Source organism: Haloferax litoreum, assembly GCF_009674605.1.
In the GTDB taxonomy this organism is placed as follows: Archaea; Halobacteriota; Halobacteria; order Halobacteriales; family Haloferacaceae; genus Haloferax; species Haloferax litoreum.
Genome location: NZ_WKJO01000001.1, coordinates 2,729,865 through 2,748,997, shown reverse-complemented (window position 1 = coordinate 2,748,997; position 19,133 = coordinate 2,729,865). Strand labels below are relative to the sequence as shown.

At 62.1% G+C, this 19,133-nt stretch carries 22 protein-coding genes; 7 read left to right on the top strand and 15 right to left on the bottom strand.

Annotation, left to right across the window (positions count from 1 at the left end; translation table 11 throughout):
• The first annotated feature begins 5 nt into the window (after nucleotides 1-5).
• A complete protein-coding gene (locus GJR96_RS14200; RefSeq protein WP_151163528.1) occupies nucleotides 6-338 on the top strand; it encodes a 2Fe-2S iron-sulfur cluster-binding protein in 333 nt (110 codons plus the stop codon).
• 20 nt (nucleotides 339-358) lie between these two features.
• Here the strand turns inward: GJR96_RS14200 and GJR96_RS14195 are convergent, their stop codons facing one another.
• A complete protein-coding gene (locus GJR96_RS14195; protein ID WP_151163527.1) occupies nucleotides 359-928 on the bottom strand; it encodes an NUDIX hydrolase in 570 nt (189 codons plus the stop codon).
• A gap of 174 nt (nucleotides 929-1,102) precedes the next feature.
• Here GJR96_RS14195 and GJR96_RS14190 point away from each other — a divergent pair, with 174 nt between their 5' ends.
• Both GJR96_RS14190 and GJR96_RS14185 read left to right on the top strand, forming a co-directional pair.
• The gene (locus GJR96_RS14190) at nucleotides 1,103-1,294 is read left to right on the top strand and encodes a DUF1918 domain-containing protein (RefSeq protein WP_151163526.1); all 192 of its coding nucleotides are present in this window, start codon (nucleotides 1,103-1,105) and stop codon (nucleotides 1,292-1,294) included.
• Nucleotides 1,295-1,330: 36 nt separating this feature from the next.
• The gene (locus GJR96_RS14185) at nucleotides 1,331-1,759 is read left to right on the top strand and encodes an RNA-binding protein (protein ID WP_151163525.1); all 429 of its coding nucleotides are present in this window, start codon (nucleotides 1,331-1,333) and stop codon (nucleotides 1,757-1,759) included.
• A gap of 24 nt (nucleotides 1,760-1,783) precedes the next feature.
• Here the strand turns inward: GJR96_RS14185 and GJR96_RS14180 are convergent, their stop codons facing one another.
• Together GJR96_RS14180 and GJR96_RS14175 are read right to left on the bottom strand one after the other, a co-directional pair.
• Nucleotides 1,784-2,347, bottom strand: a complete 564-nt coding sequence (locus GJR96_RS14180) for a thioredoxin family protein (protein ID WP_151163524.1) — start codon at nucleotides 2,345-2,347, stop codon at nucleotides 1,784-1,786.
• A 57-nt stretch (nucleotides 2,348-2,404) separates the two neighbouring features.
• Nucleotides 2,405-2,830, bottom strand: a complete 426-nt coding sequence (locus GJR96_RS14175; RefSeq protein WP_151164061.1) for an EamA family transporter — start codon at nucleotides 2,828-2,830, stop codon at nucleotides 2,405-2,407.
• A gap of 174 nt (nucleotides 2,831-3,004) precedes the next feature.
• Between GJR96_RS14175 and GJR96_RS14170 the strand changes: the two genes are divergently transcribed.
• Nucleotides 3,005-3,202, top strand: a complete 198-nt coding sequence (locus tag GJR96_RS14170; protein ID WP_151163523.1) for a DUF7501 family protein — start codon at nucleotides 3,005-3,007, stop codon at nucleotides 3,200-3,202.
• Between the two features lie 57 nt (nucleotides 3,203-3,259).
• Here the strand turns inward: GJR96_RS14170 and GJR96_RS14165 are convergent, their stop codons facing one another.
• From GJR96_RS14165 to GJR96_RS14125, 9 genes are all read right to left on the bottom strand, one after another.
• Nucleotides 3,260-3,706 carry an ester cyclase gene (locus GJR96_RS14165; protein ID WP_151163522.1) on the bottom strand — a complete coding sequence of 149 codons (447 nt, stop codon included), beginning with the start codon at nucleotides 3,704-3,706 and terminating at the stop codon, nucleotides 3,260-3,262.
• A 109-nt stretch (nucleotides 3,707-3,815) separates the two neighbouring features.
• Nucleotides 3,816-4,262, bottom strand: a complete 447-nt coding sequence (locus GJR96_RS14160; protein WP_151163521.1) for an ester cyclase — start codon at nucleotides 4,260-4,262, stop codon at nucleotides 3,816-3,818.
• Nucleotides 4,263-4,428: 166 nt separating this feature from the next.
• A complete protein-coding gene (locus tag GJR96_RS14155; protein WP_151163520.1) occupies nucleotides 4,429-5,667 on the bottom strand; it encodes an MFS transporter in 1,239 nt (412 codons plus the stop codon).
• Nucleotides 5,668-5,745: 78 nt separating this feature from the next.
• Nucleotides 5,746-6,636 carry a DUF58 domain-containing protein gene (locus GJR96_RS14150; protein WP_151163519.1) on the bottom strand — a complete coding sequence of 297 codons (891 nt, stop codon included), beginning with the start codon at nucleotides 6,634-6,636 and terminating at the stop codon, nucleotides 5,746-5,748.
• The gene (locus tag GJR96_RS14145; protein WP_151163518.1) at nucleotides 6,633-7,652 is read right to left on the bottom strand and encodes an AAA family ATPase; all 1,020 of its coding nucleotides are present in this window, start codon (nucleotides 7,650-7,652) and stop codon (nucleotides 6,633-6,635) included. The genes GJR96_RS14150 and GJR96_RS14145 overlap by 4 nt, the downstream gene beginning before the upstream one ends.
• On the bottom strand, nucleotides 7,645-8,544 hold the full coding sequence (locus tag GJR96_RS14140) for a DUF7502 family protein (RefSeq protein WP_191965869.1): 900 nt from the start codon (nucleotides 8,542-8,544) through the stop codon (nucleotides 7,645-7,647). The genes GJR96_RS14145 and GJR96_RS14140 overlap by 8 nt, the downstream gene beginning before the upstream one ends.
• A complete protein-coding gene (locus GJR96_RS14135; RefSeq protein WP_151163517.1) occupies nucleotides 8,534-9,175 on the bottom strand; it encodes a chromosome partitioning protein in 642 nt (213 codons plus the stop codon). Before GJR96_RS14135 ends, GJR96_RS14140 begins: the two co-directional genes overlap by 11 nt.
• Nucleotides 9,172-11,547 carry a vWA domain-containing protein gene (locus GJR96_RS14130; protein ID WP_151163516.1) on the bottom strand — a complete coding sequence of 792 codons (2,376 nt, stop codon included), beginning with the start codon at nucleotides 11,545-11,547 and terminating at the stop codon, nucleotides 9,172-9,174. The genes GJR96_RS14135 and GJR96_RS14130 overlap by 4 nt, the downstream gene beginning before the upstream one ends.
• Complete coding sequence (locus tag GJR96_RS14125; RefSeq protein ID WP_151163515.1) at nucleotides 11,547-13,343, bottom strand: vWA domain-containing protein; 1,797 nt, start codon at nucleotides 13,341-13,343, stop codon at nucleotides 11,547-11,549. The genes GJR96_RS14130 and GJR96_RS14125 overlap by 1 nt, the downstream gene beginning before the upstream one ends.
• Before the next feature lie 208 nt (nucleotides 13,344-13,551).
• Between GJR96_RS14125 and arcD the strand changes: the two genes are divergently transcribed.
• Nucleotides 13,552-15,006 (top strand): arginine/ornithine antiporter ArcD, encoded by a 1,455-nt coding sequence (arcD, locus tag GJR96_RS14120; RefSeq protein WP_151163514.1) that lies wholly within the window; start codon nucleotides 13,552-13,554, stop codon nucleotides 15,004-15,006.
• 14 nt (nucleotides 15,007-15,020) lie between these two features.
• On the opposite strand, the gene GJR96_RS14115 is transcribed toward arcD, so the two are convergent.
• Nucleotides 15,021-15,428 (bottom strand): hypothetical protein, encoded by a 408-nt coding sequence (locus GJR96_RS14115; protein WP_151163513.1) that lies wholly within the window; start codon nucleotides 15,426-15,428, stop codon nucleotides 15,021-15,023.
• Between the two features lie 185 nt (nucleotides 15,429-15,613).
• Here GJR96_RS14115 and GJR96_RS14110 point away from each other — a divergent pair, with 185 nt between their 5' ends.
• Both GJR96_RS14110 and GJR96_RS14105 read left to right on the top strand, forming a co-directional pair.
• Nucleotides 15,614-16,999 (top strand): sensor histidine kinase, encoded by a 1,386-nt coding sequence (locus GJR96_RS14110; RefSeq protein ID WP_151163512.1) that lies wholly within the window; start codon nucleotides 15,614-15,616, stop codon nucleotides 16,997-16,999.
• Nucleotides 17,000-17,071: 72 nt separating this feature from the next.
• Nucleotides 17,072-17,863, top strand: coding sequence for a 2-oxo acid dehydrogenase subunit E2 (locus GJR96_RS14105; protein WP_151163511.1), 792 nt, complete (start codon nucleotides 17,072-17,074; stop codon nucleotides 17,861-17,863).
• Nucleotides 17,864-17,929: 66 nt separating this feature from the next.
• On the opposite strand, the gene GJR96_RS14100 is transcribed toward GJR96_RS14105, so the two are convergent.
• Nucleotides 17,930-18,460, bottom strand: a complete 531-nt coding sequence (locus GJR96_RS14100; RefSeq protein ID WP_151163510.1) for a PH domain-containing protein — start codon at nucleotides 18,458-18,460, stop codon at nucleotides 17,930-17,932.
• Complete coding sequence (locus tag GJR96_RS14095; RefSeq protein ID WP_151163509.1) at nucleotides 18,457-19,092, bottom strand: PH domain-containing protein; 636 nt, start codon at nucleotides 19,090-19,092, stop codon at nucleotides 18,457-18,459. The genes GJR96_RS14100 and GJR96_RS14095 overlap by 4 nt, the downstream gene beginning before the upstream one ends.
• Nucleotides 19,093-19,133: the final 41 nt, after the last annotated feature.

Sequence of the window (19,133 nt, the reverse complement as noted above, 5' to 3'; positions counted from 1 at the left end):
CAGACGTGCCGACCGTCCGATTTCGTGGCCGCGAGATTTCGTGTGAACGAGGAGCCGTCCTCCGAGACGTGCTTCGAGCAGCCGGTGAATCCCCCCACAACGGGAATTCCACGTGGTTCAACTGTCGCGGCGGCGGGTCCTGTGGGACCTGTGCCGTCCGCATTCGTGGACCCGTCACCTACCGGACGAAAAAAGAGCGATTGCGACTTCGCTTCCCTCCGCACGACCGGGACACGGGACTCAGACTGGCGTGCCAGACGCTCGTGTTGGGTGACCTCACCGTCGAGAAGTATCCAGGCTTTTGGGGTCAGCACGTCACCGACGACACCACCGACTGACGACGTGGTCGAACCACCGGTCAGTCGTCGGTGACGTGGTCGAACCACGCCCGAAGGTCCGCTCTGTCGCGGGTGTCGGCGGGCACGTTATCGACGGAGAACCACCGTGCCGCAGAGATTTCGCCGTCGGGGTCGTCGGCCGATGGAGTCGATTCGCCCTCGGCCCGCGCCCGATAGATGGGCATGATACCCCACGTCTGGTGGCCGCCGCACCGAATATCGACTCGTGTCGCCATCGCCAACCCGCCGTAGTCGGCGGTGATGCCCGCTTCTTCGACCAGTTCTCGCCGTGCTGCTTCTCGGAAGCCCTCACCCTCGTCGACGCCGCCGCCGGGGAGGACCCACATATCGACGCCCTCGTGGCGAACTAACAGGACCTCGTCGTCACCGCGGCGGACGACAGTGTGCGCGCCGTAGGGGGTCCCCGTCGACTTGACACGCGTCGCGAGTGTTCGAAACCGCTCGCGTGAGACGCGCCGCGTGTGGACCGGTTCGAGAAAATCAGTGTGATTCCGTCGGAGGCGGTGATACGCCTGTTCGGCCCGCTGTCGTGCCTGGTCGGCGAGAAACCACAGGTCGTCGACAGTCATCGACTTCCGTCCGGCGGTCGGTGTGCGAGCAGACGACTCCGCATACGCGCAGTTGGACGTGGGTTCACAAATCGGCTTCGACACGTCGCTGGAACGGTGTCGCCACGCCCGCCCGCGACGACGGACTCGCGGCTAACCATCGCCCTTTTATTCGGCGGGGCGGAACCTGTCTCTATGAGCTTCGAGAAAGACGACAAAGTCATCCTGCACGACCAGCACAGCGAATTCGACGGCGAGACCGGAACGGTCACGCAGGTCATCGAGAGCATGTTCGGCGAACCGACCTACACGATTAGCTTCGACGAGGGTCAGGAAGTCGGCATCCCAGAAGACCAGCTCGAAGCAGTCGACGAAGACGAAGCGTAAGCCGACCGCACCGCCGCCTCCGAAAAGACCCTTACAATGCCACGCGTTCCGTTTCACTACGTCGACCTACGAGCGTTCTGTTACGAGACAGAAGACGAAAAGCGGGTCGAGGAGGCGCTTCGGACCTTCCTCCCCGACGACTTCGAGATAGACCGGATGGAGAGTACCGGCCACCACGGCGACAGAATCGTCGTCTTCTCGGCACGCGCCGAGCGAGCAGACGACGTTCGCCACATCCTCTCGAAGATTCGGGAACTCCCCGACTTCGAAGGGTTGTTGGACGAACTCGACGACCGAGTCACGGAGAACACCGAGTTCTTCTTGCGACTGGACAAGCAGGCCGCGTTCAAAGGCGAGGCCCGCCGTGGTGGCGGTCTGACGCTCCGCGCGAAGGTCGAAGCCTACCCGGCGAAGAAGGAGGCAGCGGTCGAGAACGCCCGCGAGGCACTTCTCGACGACGAGTAACGGTTTCTCACGAACTGACGGGTCTCACTCGTCTTTCCACTTGATGGAACAGCCCTGCGACGGATATTCGTCGACAGGGATGTCGTCGCCGGCGAGGACCGCTTCGACTGCCTCGCGCATCTCGTAGGCCGTCACCTCGTCGTCGGGACTCATCGCGTCGTCGATGCGGGAGTGGAAGACGAGTTCGAACCCGTCGCCGATGTTCTCGAAGAGGAACGGGTCTGGCGTACACACCGCGCCGTACTCGGCGGCGACTTCCTGTGACTCGTCGCGGAGGTAAGCGGTGTACTGAATCGTGCCGTCGGAGACGAGTTCTTTCATCCGGTCGAACGAGTCGTCAGGGTACTCGTCTGCGTCGTTCGGATTGATGCCGACCACGGCGAGGTTGTCGTAGGCGTCGGCGAGGTGGTTCAGTTCTTCGAACTTCGCCTTCGCGTAGGGACAGTGGTTACACGTGAACACGACGAGCAGGGCGTCGTAGTCGGCGAACGATTCCAGTGAGTACGTCTCGCCGTCGGTGCCCGGCAGTTCGAAGTCGGGCGCGCCGTCACCGCGTTCGAGTTCTGAGTCGGATTCCAGTAGTACCATACGCCGAGGTTAGCCCGCGAGAACCAAAAGCCGTTGGCCCGTGGAGACGGAACCCACTCACTCGACGGAGACGAGGACGACGGCGAGGACGGCGAAGAGGATACCTGCCGCCTTCCGAATCGTGACGGGTTCGCCGAGGGCGACGATACCGACTACCGACGAGAGGGCCAGAAACATCCCGAAGATAGGGGCGACGATAGAGACGGGGCCGAGTGCCAACGCCCGATAGTACGAGAGGATGCCGACGGCCAGACAGACACCGGCGAAGAGCACGTACGGGAGTTTCGAACTCACGACCGAGTCCGAGACGTTCTGTCCGGAGACGACGATGACACCGATGGTCGCCGCCACGAGGACGCCGTTCGCGATGAGGGCGGCAACGTCGCTCGGAATCTTTCCCTGTCCGGTCGTCGCCACTTTCATCAACGGAGCGACGAGGGAGTACGCGCCGAGTGCGACGACTGCCCACGAGATGTAGTTCACGGAGAGGTCACCGTTCGAGTACCGGGTGGGAAGCAGGTATAGGGTTACGATTCGAAGACAGCCCACCGTTAGGGACTGAATACTCGAACACAAATTCGTTGGGTGAATAATACTCTGTTTCTAAAAACCCAAAAAGAACATAGATTTATCAAGTATTATCGCATATGAGTAGACATGTCTCAGGAAGTGTCCCCCTCGGTCATCGCACACACGTGGGACGACCCGACTCGGTGCCCGTTTTGCCTCGCCGAACTAGAGAGCGCAGGCGCAGGCTTCATCGACCACATCGACGAGAGTCCAATCTGCCAACAGGGATTCGGCATGTGGCGCGATGCAGTCGCCGACGACGTGGGCGGCGAGTGGTCAGGCTGAGTCACGACGCTCAGCAGGATACGACCATTTTTCAAAAGAAGACTGTTCGAAGAGTGTTCACTCCGGACCGACGCCGAGTTGCCGCATCATCGTCATGATGTCAGTGCTGTTCCACTCTTCGACGACGAGTCCTCCTTCGAGGCGAACCTCGTAGAGTCCCCACGTATCCATCGTATTGTTCGTCGCTGGAATGTCGCCTCGTGCGCTGTGAAGCGTTCCATCGTGTGTCCCAGTCAGGCGATACCGCCCATAGACGTGGTCGTCTACCGCCTTCACGTCGAACGCTTCAACGTGTAAGTCCGAGAATGCGTCGTGGTACTTTTTCGCCCAGTCTTTCACTGCCTGTATCCCTACGATTCCCTCCGGTTCAGAGAACACGTGCGCCTCGACGAGTGGGTCGTACTCGACGTCGACGATGTCGTAGTTCCTCTTGTTCCACAACTCTTCGATGATTCGAAACGACATCTCGCGGTGCGTTTGTTCCTGTTCGGTTAGTTCAGCCATCAGTTGTCACCAGTCGTACAGACGCGAGGTGTCGACATAATTGTGTATTCTTGCTGTCATGAAAGACGAAGGCGAATAGAAATATGAACACGTCCGACCAGAACGGCGGTCACTCGGGCACGACGCCCAGTTGCCGCATAAGCGTCATCTGATCGGTGCTGTTCCACTCTTCGACACAGAGTCCGCCCTCGAAGCGTGATTCGACGAGTCCCCACGTGTCCATCTTGCGGTGGGTCGGCGGGATATCCCCGGACGGGGTTACGAGTGTCCCATCGTGCGTCCCGGTCATGTGGTACCGCGCGTAGACGTGGTCGTCCACGGCCAGCAGGTCGTACAGTTCGACGTGGAAGTCGGAGAACGCGTCGTGGTACTTCTGTGCGAAGTCTTTGACTGCTTGCGCCCCGACGATTGCGTCCGGTTCGGAGAACGTATGCATCTCGATGAGAGGGTCGTACTCGGTGTCCACGATGCCGTAGTCGCGCTTGTTCCACAGTTCTTCTGCCACTCGAAGTGCTGTCTCCCTGTTCTGTTGTTCCTTCTCGGTAAGTGTCGCCATCTCTACCACCACTAGAACAGACGCCGAGAGGTGGCTTAGTAATGGATTCTTCCCGTCACGAACGTCCACAGAGAAACTAATCGGGTGAGAGCACTCGCAACGGTTTCACCACTCGCCGTGTTCGTCCCAGCGACTTTCCTCAGGCGGATTCGGACCGAGCGCAGCGCTAGTCACTCGCGGCGGCCTCTGGGTCTCTCGCCGACCCATCGACGTGCCCGAGCAACCACTGCGTGAGTCCGAGTGAGACGACGCCGAGGACGGCGACGACGCCGAACGCCGCCTCGACGCTCCCGAGGTCGATGAGTGCCCCGAAGGCGGGCGGGGCGATGGCACCGCCCAGCGAGATGCCGATAGTGACGACGGCGAAGTTCTTGCCGAGGTCACTCCGCTCGGAGAGTCGGTCGGCGAGCGTCGAGCGTGCCGGCCGGGAGACGCTAATCGTCCCACTGAACGGGAGTACCAAGACGAGAAGTGCGAGCGGGAGCGACCCACTGGCGAGGAGTGCTGCGAGGCCGGCGAGTGCCGCGTAGCCACCGAGCGCAACGTCTCCGGGGCCGATTCGGTCGGTGAGCGTGCCACCGAGAAGAATCATTCCCGCACCGGTCACGAGCATCCCGGAGACGAGGAGGTTCGCGGTGCCGGGTGCGAGACCATACCCGTCGGAGAGGAGTTGCGGGGAGTACGTCCTGATACACCACGCCGCCGCCGAGGTGAGGAACGACAGCAGGGCGAGACCCATCAACCCGGACGATTTAACGAGTGCGAGCGCACCGCGGCGGACACCCGCGAGGGACGGGCGAGACGATGGCTGTTCGGGCGTTGCCGGTCGGGCGATTCGCGGTGCGAACCCGCGGGCGACCGGGAGTGCGACGAGTGCGAACCCCGCGCCGAGGACCGCGACGATGCCGATGACCCAGCGCCAGTCGAAGCCGAGGAAGTCGGTTCCCGCCGCGATTGCGTACGGGACGGCGAACCCGAGCGACCCGCCGAGTGCGTGCAAGGAATACGCGCGGCCGCGATTCGTCTCCGACGAGGCGGTGGCGAGGAGTGGATAGTGCGCAGGGTGGTGGCCCGCGATACCGACACCGAGGAGGGCCTGCGAGACCAACAGCCATCGATAGGTCGGGGCGAACGCCGTCGCGACGATGCCCAGTGTCCCGACGACGAGCGAGATGGCGAGGACGAGCGTGCGACTCTTGGTGTCAGAGAGGTACCCGAACGGGAGTTGTAAGAGCGTCACGACGCCCCCTTGGACGCCGATTGCGAGGCCGACTGCCGCGATGCTCACGTCGAACTCCGCCGCGACGGCACCGATGACCGGCGCGAGCGCGACCAAGTAGGCGTGGTTGACGACGTGCGACCCGGCGACGAGGCCGACGACCCGACGTTCCTGCGTATCCGTCACAGGAGAGTGGTCAGTTCCAGTCGTGAAAAGCGCGCCGTCCGCGGCGAGACCGACCGCGGTGCAGAGTGGGAACGGTCGTCATCGCTTGACACGACGCTCGCCGCCGAGTCGAGCACCGAGCCAGAGTCTCGCAAACGTGTCGAAGAAGTCGCTGCCCGTATCGATTAGTTCGCGTTCGACGCCGAGGATACGGCACCGTTCGTCGACGGCGTCGAGGTGGTCACGGAGTCGGTCGCCGTAGCGTCGTGCCGCCGTCCCGCCGAAGTAGGTCCGTCGCGTCTCGTCGGACTCCGGGTCTTCGAAGATTGCGTCGCCAGTCGTCGCCGGCCCGAGTTCTTCGGGCGTCAGTACCTGTGCGACGAGCACGTCGTTTCGGGAGAGTGCGCCGAGTCCGTCCGCGATGTCGTCGGGGTCGAACAGGAAGTCGCTGACGACAAGGACGAGCGAACGCGAGTGAATCGTGTCGGCGTACGCTTCGAGGGCCGTCTTGATGTCGCCGTCGCCACTCGGTGTCGTCTGGTTCAGGTGGTCGACGAGTCGAAGCACCTCACCCTGTGTCGAGGTGTCGGTGTCGATTCGGTCGGGTAACTCGCCGATGAGGGAGAACTGGAAGTCGTTGTGGTCCTCGGCCGTGAGGTGACAAAAGCCCAGACCGAGTTTCGCGGCGTACTCGAACTTGTTGCGGTCACCGTCGCCGAAATCCATCGACGCCGTGGCGTCGAGGAGGACGTGCAGGGTCAGGTTTCGTTCTGCCTCGAATCGCTTGATGAACAACTCCTCTGTTCGAGCGAAGACTCGCCAGTCGATGAGTCGAGGGTCGTCGCCCGCGACGTACCGCCGGTAGTCGCTGAAGGTGAGGCCCTCACCCACGTCTGGGGACTGCTGGTCGCCCTGAAGCGGTGCGTTCGAGGTACGCTTCAGCGCCGTGTCGAATCGGTCGAGTTCGTCGAGGAAGTCGGGGTCTATCATTCCAACAGTCGCTGGACCACGTCGTCGGGCGTGAGGCCCTCGCGTTCCGCGCGGAAGTCGAGGATGATGCGGTGTCGAATGACTGGTGCCGCCATCTCGGCAACGTCTTCCCACGAGACGTACGTTCGACCGTTGACGAAGGCTCGCGCCTTCGCGGCGAGGACGAGTGCCATGCTCGCGCGGGGACTGGCACCGAATTCGATTGCCTCGTCTTCTCGGGTCCGCCGGACCAACTCGATGGTTCGGTCGCGGATGTCGTCGGCGATGGGGACCTTTCGGACGAGTTCTTGGGCGGCGAGGAGGTGCATCCGCGGAAGCACGCGTTCGACATCGGGGAGGACCGCACCTTCTGCGTACTGCTTGACGATAGTCCGTTCGTCGTCGAAGTCCGGATAATCGACGAGGATTTTCATCAGGAAGCGGTCGGTCTGTGCCTCCGGAAGTGGGTACGTCCCACCTTGGTCGATGGGGTTCTGCGTCGCGAGGACGAAGAACGGTCTGGGGAGCGTGTAGGTGTGGCCGGCGGCCGTCACCTGCTTTTCTTGCATCGCTTCGAGGAGCGCGGACTGGGTCTTCGGCGTCGCGCGGTTTATCTCGTCGGCGAGGACGACGTTGGCGAAGATTGGCCCGCGCTCGAAGACGAACTCTCGGCCCTCCGGCGTCTCCCGAATAATCTCGGTCCCGGTGATGTCGGACGGCATCAGGTCGGGCGTGTTCTGGACGCGCGAGAATTGCAGGTCGGTCGCCGCCGCGAGGGTCCGCACGAGTGTCGTCTTCCCGAGGCCGGGGTTGGATTCGAGGAGCGCGTTACCGTCACAGAGGACGCAGACCAAGAGTCGTTCGACGACGTCTTCCTGTCCGATGATTCGTTTTCCGACTTCGTCTGTGACCGACGCGACGCTCGACTGGAGGTCTTCGATGGTCAGGTCTTCGAGAGTCGTGTTCGCTCGGTCGATATCGTCCGAGAGTTTCGTTTCGGCGTCGTCTGCGGGATTCCAGTTGTGTTCGTCACTCATCGTCTTGGTCACGTATCTTGAGGGTGTAGTTGCGAATCAGTTCGGCCTCTTCGAGGGTGTCGTCTTCGAGGTAGCCAGCGCGTTGACTCTCGACGCCAGACTCACCGCTGAATCCAGTCGAGTCGTAAGCCGCCGCGGACGAACTCGGGTCGTCACTGCCACCGCTCACCCCGGACAGCGTCGCGTTGAGTTCTTCGGACCCGGCGGTCACGTCTTCGGGGTCCCCGAGGATTGCACTCCCGTTCTGGAGTTCGGTCGATGGGTCCTGCGCGTCGAGTTCGTTCCCACCGTCGCCTGCTTGTCCACCGGGCACGTCGAGTTGGATGTCCTCGATAGCGACCTGTATGCTCGCAACCGAGAGCAGGAGTGCGAACACCAGCGTCAAAAAGACACGTCGGGTCGGGAGCAACTCCACTGACGACGTCGACTTCAGCCGAGTGGTAACGTCGTCGTAGAGTGCGAGCGTCATCTCCGAGGTGGTGTCGGACGACATCGTATCGCGGGCAGTCCGCAAGGCTTCGGCCACCGACGGGTTGACCTGCTCGAACTGTTCGACTGGCGGTTCCCACATCCGCAGTGTGTACTCGGCGACGGCGACGAGGAGTCCGAGGACGAGTGCGATTGGGACGGCCACGTGGACCATCGCAGTCGTGTCGACGACGGGGAGTCGCGCGAGTGAGAGCGAGTCCGAAAACGGCAGCTCGACGACTCGCAACACGACGTTTGCGAGAAGTGTCACCGCTGCGGCATCGACGATACTCGGGACGACTGCGGCCTTCTTGACCTCGCGTCGAACGTCGGCGACGGCAGTGGCCATCTTGGCACGGTGGTCGGCAGCAGTCGCTGACGGTGAGGCGTTCGGGTCGTCGGAGGAGGGATATTCAGACGCCATCACACGCAGGGGGTTTGTCGCCCTCGATGGCCGCACACGCAGATTGAAGGTCTGATTCGAGGCGGTCGACACGCTGTTCGAGGCGGTCGATTTCCGCTCCAAGCAGTTCGACGTCGGTTTCGAGGTTGTCGATTTGGGATTCGAGGTTGTCGTTCGCCGATTCCAGGTCTTCGTTCACCCGTTCGAGCGTGCTGAGTTCGGTCTCCAGTCGCTCCTGAATCGCTCTCCGGTCGTTCAAGTCGGCGACGAGTGCATCGATACGGTTCCGAGAGGTACTGAGTTCTTCTTCAGTCTGCGTCAGTACCGCACGAGTCGACTCGAGTTCGGTCTGTGTCGAATCGAGTCTCGCCTCGGTGTCTTCGAGGTTCGTCGAGACTTGCGACACGTCGCCGCGCGTCCGTTCGAGGCTATCGTTCAGGTTGGCCAGTTCTTCGTTGGCCACCGAGAGGTTCTGTCTGGTCTGTGAAAGGTCAGTCTCTAACGCTTCGTTTTGCTCCCGCAACTGCTCGTTTTGCTGGTCGAGCGTGTCGACGGAATGTTGGTAGAACATCGTCGCACCGACGGTTCCAGCGGTGAGGAGGACGACGAGGGCAACGAGGCCGAGGTTCAGGGACCGGCCGATGGAACTCATATCAAACCACCTTCACTTTGGGTTCGACCCCGATACACTTGAAGACGCCGGAGGAGGGTCTCTCCGAGGTACACGAGGAAGGCGCTGAGGACGAGGTATCTCGCCCAGTCGTCGCGAACGGGCTTCACACCCGACGCATTGTCGCGCGCAGACGTGGCTATTTCGGCGGCTTCGTTCTCGCTGTACAGTTGGCCGCCAGTGTCGGCGACGGCCGCTTCGAGTGCTGGTGACGTGCCGAATCCGCCGTACTCGACGGGGTAGTTGACCGCGAACGCGCTGTCGAGCACGTCCTGATAGCCCTGTTCTGTCGGAACGATAGTCGCCTCGTAGACGCCGGGACCGACCGTCGAAAACGAGAGGTTCTCCGTCGCTTCGGGGCGTGCCTCTCCGCGGTAGACGACGGTGACGGGCGACCCTACGCGGGTGTCGCTCACATCCGTCACGCCCCCGGCTTTTCGCTCAGGGTCACCGATGACGTAGTTCGTCGACTTCGTGAGCAACAACGAGTCAGGCCGACTGAGGAGTCCATCGAGCGACCCATCGCCCCCGTAGGAGGTGATGGTCGCCACACGGCCCAGTCCGTAGCGCCACGTCGCCACCGCGGGCGTCCCGTCGTCTGCCGCGACGAGGAACGACGCTCCACGACGCATCGACACGTCGTTGACGTTGCCCGGGTTCGCGGTCAACTCCACCCCAGCGGTGACGAAGTTGTTCTGGTCGACGATGGTCAACCCGTCGCCGGCGTACTGGCGGTCAGCACCGCCGAAGAGGATTCGCAGGCGATTCGTCTCGTCGGCGCGCAGGTAACTCCCGCCAGACGCGCGGGCGATTTCACGGAGCGTCTTCTCGTTCGGACTCGGTCCGGTCCCGATAGCGATGACGCGGATGTCGTTGCGGCCGAGTTGGTCGGCGACGGTTGCCGCGTCTTCGAACCGGTCCTGACCGTCGCTGATGAGGATGACCGTCCCGCGACGCTCGCCGAGTTGCTGTTCTGCCCCCCGAAGTCCGACAGCGATGTCCGTCGCACCGCCAGATTCGAGGCGACGAATCAGGTCGGCAGTCGACTCTCGATTCGGTCCAATCGGGCGAAGCGGCGCAACCTCGTACGCGCGGTAGTTGAACCCGACGATGCCAACTTGATTCTCGTCGCCGAGTTGGTCGAGTGCGTTGAGCGCGACGCTCTTCTGGACGCGCATGCCGGACTCGGCGCTCCCGGACACGTCGATGGCGAAGACGAGGTTCGTACTCTGCGACGCACCTTCACCAGTCGTGACCGGGAGCATCGACGCGAGACTGGAACCGTCGTACTCACCGTTTTCGAACGAGTTGCGACCACCGACGACGAGGAGACCACCACCGTCGATGACGAACCGCTGGAGTGTGTCCACGTCGCCGACATCGTCTCGGTGAACGTCCTGAAGGACGACGGCGTGGTACCGCGAGAGGTCCGAGGGGACCTGGTCTGCGGTGTCGACTTCGTACAACTCAGAGAGGTACGACCGGAATGGGTAGGCGCTCCGCGAGACGTAGAGTACCTTCGGCGGTTCGACGACGCGGACCGTCTTCCGGAACACGTCGTTTCGGTCGAACTGGTCGTCGCTGTCGATTCGAGCGGTGATTCGGTGGACACCGGTCGAATTGAACGTCCGAGTGAACTGGATGCCACCCGACGACTGGACAGTCTCGCGGGCGACTTCCTCGCCGTCGATTTCGACGACGAGTTCGACGTCAGACGGACCGTCGGGGGAGATACCACTGACCTGCGCGAGGAACGCGTTGTCGACGCCGACACTCGTCTTCGACGGGCCACTCACCGAGACGTACTGTTCACGGTCGCTCGTCGTCGGGGGAACCGCGCTCACCGTCGCGTTCAGGTCGCTCGCGAGGGAGGCGGCAGACCCGAGACTTCGCCCCCTCGTCACCCGTCCGTCGGAGACGAGGACGACTGTCCCCTCCGGTCGGAGGTTTGCGGCCAACGCCTCGCCGAGGGCGGATTCGTCGCCGCGGGCGATAGTCGAGACAGTCACGGGAATCCCCTCGTCTTCGATGTCTTCTGCGAGTTGTTCTGCGATGCTGGACGACACCGTCATGCTGTCGGACTCGTCGACGAGGAGCGTCACTCGTGGGTCGCCGTCTGTCTCTCTGGTCGTAATCGTGTACGGACCTGCGGCGGCGACGACCAGCAAGAGTGCGACGAACAGGCGCGAGGCGAACAGCAAGCGCCGTGACCGCGTTCCAGCGGTCCCGTTCGCACGGCCGAAGATGAGGAACCACGTGAGGACGACGGCGACTGGGAAGGCGACGAGGAACAGGGGCCTCGACAGTCCGAGCGTGATGTCACCCAGTTCGGTCGTCCACGCGACGAACGTCATCAGAGGTCACCCCGCTGTCGTAGGTAGACGAGTTCGAGGAACGTGATGCCGAGAGCGACGAAGACGACCCACTCGGTCAACGGGTCGGGAACGAGTCGTTCTTCGACTCTCGTCGGGAAATCGTCGGGCGCGGCTTCGTCCGTCAGCGACGGTGCGACCACGTCCGACTCCGATTCGCTGAGGAGCGATGCCGCGAACCGTTCGTCACCGACACGGTAGAATCCGGCGTCGTCGAGTCGAATCTCCGGCCCGGATGCGGGACCGGTCGGCGTCTCGACTGTCTGGTTCGGACTGACGCCGAGTGACCCCCCAGTCGGCCGGTTGAGTTCGGTCAGTGTCGAGCGTCCGGCGAGGTAGAACACGGTGCGCTTCCAGAACACCGGGTACTGGTAGTTGAACTTGAACGCAGACTGCTCTTCTATGAACCCGTAGTAGACGATTCGACCGTCACCGCGGTCAGAGATGGCGACCAGCGACGTTCCATCGGTCGCGGTCACCAGTGACTCTCCGTCACGGAGGTCCCCGACGACGTATTCGGTCGGTGGCGGGAACGTGATATCACGGGTTACGTCGTGTTCCTCGACAGACCGAACCGTCGGTGTCGTACCGATTCGTTCGGGGGCGACGAGGAGGAGGTCACCGTAATTGGGCGTCTCTTCTTGGGCCTGTATCGCGACGCCACCGCCGTCTGCGAGCACGGCACGCCCCGCATCGACGTTCCCCCTGAGCAGGCGTCCGGGGTTGACGTTGCTGTAGATGACGACGTCGTACGACGACGAGACGCTCGTCGGTGGGTTGTCGACCGTCAGCGACACCTCTGGGATGACCGACAACGCCGCCGTGAGGTATCGGTTCTCGTCGTTCGTGAGGACGAGTACGTCTATCGATGCGTCCTCCGGTGCGGCGACGTACAATCTGTCGTCGGTCGGGAACCCATCACCCGGTGAGAGTTGGACTTGGCCTCCACCCGGAGGAACTGGGAGCGTCGCCGTCGCGACGCCACCTGCGTCGAGTTCGACCTGCTCTGTGGCCCCAGCGAGCGAGAGCGACCGTCTAGTCGGGCTATCGCCGTAGTTTTTGACCGTCACGGTGACGTTCGTCCCCGAGAACTGCCGGTCGACGATACCGACGTTGTTCGCGCCGCCGCCGGCGAACTGGCGGAGTTCGACGACGAGTCCCCGTGCACGGGCCTCACGGACGGCCTCTTCCCACGGTGAGTCGTCTGCGAAGTCACTGAGAACGACGATACGCGAGTCCTCGCCGGCAATCGTCGTCGCCGTCGTAATCGCCGTGCGGAGGTCCCCCGGAACGGCAGTTACGCCGAGGCCATCGAGTGCTGCACGTGCGTCGGTTCCGCTCCCCCGCCGAACCACCACGTCGGCAGTCGACCCTGCCGCGACGATGGAGGTGGTTCCGGTTACTTCGTCACGTGCAGCACCGAGCGCACGGTCGAATCGCGTTCCACCCCCGTCCTGCACGGCCATACTCGCGCTGGTGTCGAGGACGACGACTGTCTCGGAGACCGTCTCGGACTCCGGAACCAGAACGTACGGCGTCGCGAGCGATGCGACCAAGGCGACGATAGCGAGCAGTTGGATGAGGAGGAGGAGACTCCGAAGCAATCTGTCGAAGAGGGGGTTCGTCGCACTTCGTCCAGCAGATTCTGCGAGAAACCGGAACGTGGGCAGTACTCGGCGCGTCGGTTCCGGTCGCAGGAAGTAGAGGACGATGAGTGGAACGACGCCGAGGAGTGCCACGAGCCCGAGGGGAAACAAGAAGAACTCGTCGAGGACCATATCGTTACTTCTCGCGCGCGACGGGCATTGAACTTTTCCTCGTTGACACGTTCTGAGATTCGGACCTGTCCACAATCGTGAACAGTCCGACGATATTGTATTACTGAGACTAATATACTTGTCAATTCTAACTACGTGACTGCATAACAATGCTCTTGATTCATAACACGACACAATTTTATGCTCCAAAGTTATTTGCTGAGGTACGATGAGAACAGACAGTTACACGCCGCGGTCGTTCGAGGACCTCTCCCCGGAGACGCGCCCCAGTTTCCTGCAGGCGCTGGTTCCGGTTTTGGGTCTCGTCGCGTTCCTCGGCATCGGGTCCGCTGTATTGAAACTCGACCCGCACATCCCGCTCATCTGGAGTATCGCACTCGTCGGCCTCCTCGGCCGATACGTCTGGGGCTACACGTGGACGGACCTCTACGAGGGTATCGAGCGAAGCCTCTCGATGGGTCTGCAAGCGCTCCTCATCCTGTTTATCATCTACGGCGTCGTCGCGACGTGGGTCTCCGCCGGGACGATTCCGACGCTGATGTACTTCGGTCTCGACCTGCTCACGCCGGAAATCTTCCTGCCGGCGACGGCCATCCTCGTCGGCGTCACCACGTTCGCCATCGGGTCGTCGTGGACGGCAGTCGGGACACTCGGTGTCGCGTTCATCGGCATCGGGTCTGGACTCGGCGTCCCCGAACCGATGACTGCCGGTGCCATCCTCACCGGCGCGTACGCGGGTGACAAGCAGTCGCCCCTCTCGGACACGACGAACCTCGCCGCGGCGGTGACGAACACCGACCTCTACGAGCACATCCGCGCGATGCGCAACGGAACGCTGCTCGCGTTCGGTCTCTCTGTCGTCGGGTTCGTCGTCCTCAGCCTCGGTTTCTCTGGGTCGATTCCCGCCGGCCAAATCAACGAGATTCAGACCGCACTCGCGTCCTCGTACAACATCTCACTCCTCGCGTTCCTCCCACTCGCGGTCACCTTCAGCCTCGCCGCCGCCGGCTATCCGGCACTCAACGTCCTCCTCGCCGGCGCGTTCGCTGGTGCCTTCACGAGTCTCCTCGTTCAGGGCACCACGTTCGTCACGGCGTGGCAAGTCTTCATGCGCGGAACCAGCCCCGAGACGGGGTCTGACCTCGTCAACAGTCTCCTCGCCGCCGGCGGCGTCTCCGGGTCTGCGTGGACCATCGCCATCGTCGTCGCCGCGCTAACCCTCGGTGGTCTCCTCGAACAGACGGGTGTCCTCGCCGTCCTCGCGCACCGCCTCGAACGCGGCGTTCGGAGTACTGGGTCGCTCGTCGCCGCCACTGGTGTCTCCGCGATTCTGACTAACGCGCTCACCGCCCAACAGTACATGAGCATCGTCGTGCCGGGCATGACGCTCCGGAACACCTACGACGAGTTCGGCCTCGACAGTTCGGACCTCTCGCAGGCCATCGAATCCGCCGGGACGCCGACGGGTGCACTCCTCCCGTGGCACGCAGGCGGCGCGTACATGTCGGGCGTCCTCGGTGTGGCGACGCTCTCGTACGCCCCGTACTACCTGTTCGGCTATCTCTCGCCACTCGTCTTGTTCGCCTTCGTGCTCGCAGGAGTCGGGTTCGCCGGGAACGCGACGGGAGCAGGGGACGCACCGGCGAGTCCCGCAGACGACTGACCTCACGGGCGTCCTCACCGAATCAACGAGTTCTTCATGTCAGCCCTGATGGTCGCGAGGACGCCGAACCCGCCGACGAGTCCGACGAATGTTGGCCCGAACGTTCCGGGGTCGGTCCAGTCGAACGATTTGTAGGCCGAAAACAGGTACTTGTGGCCATCTTTTTTGATTCCTTCATCCGGTATCGTCGACCCGTCTTGCATCACGACACCGCCAGTCTCGAACGCCTCGTCGACGACTCGTCGCTCGTCGGGCTGGAGTGCTGCGTACTCCATCGTGAGTGTGTCACGTGGAAATTCGTCCACCTCACGTTCGTACGTGTAGTGGTAGTCGTAGTCGACGTGGACGACGAAGAGGGCAACACCGACGAGTACCAGCGACCCGAACACGAAGAACGCGACGAAGTGTTTCCACGAGGTCATACTCGTCAACTGCACCCGGTGACGTCAACAACGTTTCGTTTCTCCAACACGTCGTCCACGAATACACCGAGTGAGCCGGTGTCGGGCGGTTCAACACCCGTCGTGAATTATCAAATTAGATTATTGTCCCGACAACTACAATAACTGTTCTCACACCAGTCACTACCAACGACGGACCACTCCCTATGGACGACGCTCGTGAGCGAGAGAAACACCTCGCACAAGCCCAAGAGATAGCGAACGTAGGCAGTTGGGAGTTAAATCTCTTGGAAGGGACGCTCGATTGGTCCGCCGAGTGTCACCGAATCTTCGGTATTCCGCAGGACGTGGAGATGACGTATGAACGGTTCTTAGAACGCGTCCACCCGGATGACCGGGCGTACGTCCAAGACGAGTGGGACACGGCGCTCGACGGTGAACCATACGACGTCGAACACCGAATCGTCGTCGACGGCGAGACGAAGTGGGTCCGCGAGAAGGGAGAACTCGAGTTCGACGAATCGGGGCGAGCGCTCACCGGCGTCGGTGTCGTCAAGGACATCACCGAAGCGAAAGCGCGAGAACGCGAGATTCGAGCACAAAAGCAACGGTACTCGTCGCTCTTCGATAGCATTCAGGATGCGATATTAGTCGTCGACAGCGACCGTCGAATCGTCGACGGGAACTCGGCATTTTCGACGCTCTTCGGCTACGACGTCGCCGAAATCGAAGGAGAGTCTGTGAGATACATCTACGCAGAGGCAGACGACTTCGAAGCAGTCGGCGAGACGCTCGAAACGAAGTCCCACAACGACACGGTATCCACCACGATACACTGCCAGAAGAAATCCGGGCAGGTGTTCCCGGCGGAGGTGACAATATTCGACCGAAACGCCCGCGACGTCGAAGGCGGATTCGTCGGCCTCATTCGAGACATCTCCGACCGCGAAGACCGACTCCAGCAGATGAAGGTTATCGACCGAGTCCTCCGACACAACCTCCGTAACGACTTGAACGTCATTCAGGGGTCTGCGGAGTTGATAGACGACACGGAGTCTGCGTCGAACGCCGAGAAGATATACGAGACCAGTGAGAAACTGCTCCGAACTGCGTCCAAGTGGCGACGAATCACGTCGTTCCTCTCGTCGCCGCCGGCGAACGAGGCCATCGACGTCGTTCCAATCGTCGAAACCGTGGTGTCCCGCGTCGAATCACAGCACCCAGACGCAGACATCTCGGTCACCTGCCCCGACCAGTGTCGTGTCGTCACGACACGGGCCATCCAACGGGCGATTCGGGAACTCCTCGAAAATGCGGTCGTTCACTCACCCCGAGAAACGCCGTCTGTGGGCGTTCGAATCGAACCGGGGGGACACACCACGACGATTCACGTCGCCGACGACGGTGACCCGATTCCCGAGATGGAACGAAACGTGCTCTCGTGGGACGAAGATATCGAACCACTGTACCACGGGAGTGGCATGGGATTGTGGCTGGTGACGCTCATCGTCCGGCACTCCGACGGAGTGCTGACGTTCGACGAGAACGAACCACGCGGGAACGTCGTGACCATCTGCCTCCCGAGTCCCTGAGACACAGGGCGGACGTTCTCCGAGAGCGATATCGACTCAAGAGGTATGTTTCTCGCGGGAGTACGAATTCGCATGAGGACAGGAGGTGAGCGCATCGAACCGCTTCCCACCCGTCGCCGGGGGACAGTCGATTACATGCGTGTCGCAGGGAAGCGAAGCAACGTCCACGGCCTCGTCGAGTTCGACGTGACCGACGCGAGAGACCGTCTTCGAACGATCGAAGAAGAGACTGGTGAGCGACTGTCGTTCACCGCGTTCGTCGTGGTCTGTCTCGCTGACGCCATCGACGAACACCCGCACATCAACGCGTACCGCGATTGGCGTGGTCGCGTACACGTCTTCGACGACGTGGACGTGAACGTCCTCGTCGAGACGACAATCCGAGGCACACAAGTTGGTGCACCTCACGTCGTCAGAGGCGCGAATCGCCGGTCTCTGCGGTCGATTCACGACGAAATCCGAACTGCGCAATCGTCCGCTGACCCGACCGAACTCTCCCGGTGGAGCGAGTTGGGTCTTCGCCTCCCCGGATTCGTTCGCCGTCTCGTGTGGCGACTTCCGCAATCGTTCCCCAGACGGTGGAAGCGGATGGCAGGGACCGTCTCTGTGACCTCTGTGGGGATGTTTGGGAGCGGTGGCGGGTGGGCGATTACGCCGACGAACTACACGGTGCAGGTTGCCGTGGGCGGCATCAGTACGAAACCGCGGTTCGTCGACGGAGAACTCGAAAACCGCGAGTTCCTCCACCTCACTGTGACGTTCGACCACGACATCGTCGACGGTGCGCCCGCGACTCGGTTCGTCAAACGGTTCGGTGAACTCGTCGAGGGCGCTCACGGCATTCCGGGTCAGGACGAAGCGTAACCAGTGCGAGTCGAGCGTCGGGGCTCAGAACGTCTGCAACGGCGAACAACTCCCCCCGACGACTGCCTATCGGAGCGCAGTCCGGAGTGCTCGAACTTCGTCGAGGACCGCAGTCCACTGGTCGATAGTTCCCGGAATCTCGTCACGGTCCAGTCGACGGTCGATTTCGGTGCGGACCGCCCGCGGGTCGTTCACGTTCTCGAACTGGATTCTGCCGCCACCGGCCGCTTCGACGGTGACTGTGCCGTAGTCGAACAGTGACCCGGCGATACCTTGTGAGAACGTGCTGTTCTGTACCCGGTCCAGCGAGACGCGTTGGACGTTCCGTGAGAGGACGCCCGTCTTTCGGTAGAGTGCTCGGTCCGTGACGACGAATCGAGTGTTGGTCACGCGGGCGTACGACCAGACCGGTGGGAACACTCCGAAGACACCGACGAGACCCACGAGGGGTTCGTTCGTCACCGTCGCACCGGCGATAGCACCGGCGACGATGACCACCCCGACGACGAGCGACGGGATAATCGTCTGAGCACGTGGCCGGCCCTCCCAGACGACGACTTCGTCGGGAGCGCGGGCCATCCACTCGTCGACGGTCATCGTTCGTCGGTTACCGACTGGTCGAAGTCGAAGTCGCTCGATTCGACCGGTTCGGGGGCGTCGTCAGTTGGCGAGTCTTCGGGATTCGTCGCCGACGCCGACACGCCGTTGCCACCTTCGACCGCTCCGCGAATCGCTCGGAGTTCTGCGAGGATGTCGTCGAGAACGGCCGCTTTTCCTCCAGACTCCGAGTCGCGGCCACCACGACGTTTTATTCGTTCGTTGACGAGTGTCTGCAGCGACTGCGGTTCCGAGACGTTCTGGAAACTCATCTCGATACCGCTTCCACCGGCAGTGCTGATGTTCACAGACCCGAATCCGAACTGCGCGCCGAGGAACGACTGACTGTACGAGGTGTCCTGTACTTTGTCGAACTCTATTCGCTGGACGTTCCGCGAGAGGACGCCCGTCTTCTTGTACAGTGCGTCGGAGGTGACGACGTAGTTCGTGTTCTTGAACGAGAGGTACGCACCCACGACGAGGGGGATGCCGATGACGAACAGTGAGAGCGGGATACCGACGACGAGGATAGGGACGAGACTGTAGGGGTGGGGCGTGTCTGCCCAGAGAACTTCTTCGTCGGCGTCGAGGGTCAGCCAATCGAACTCGGAGGGCTCGAATTCGGTTTCCATATCGGCCACGTCTCAGCCCGCACTGGAATAGTTTTCCGCAG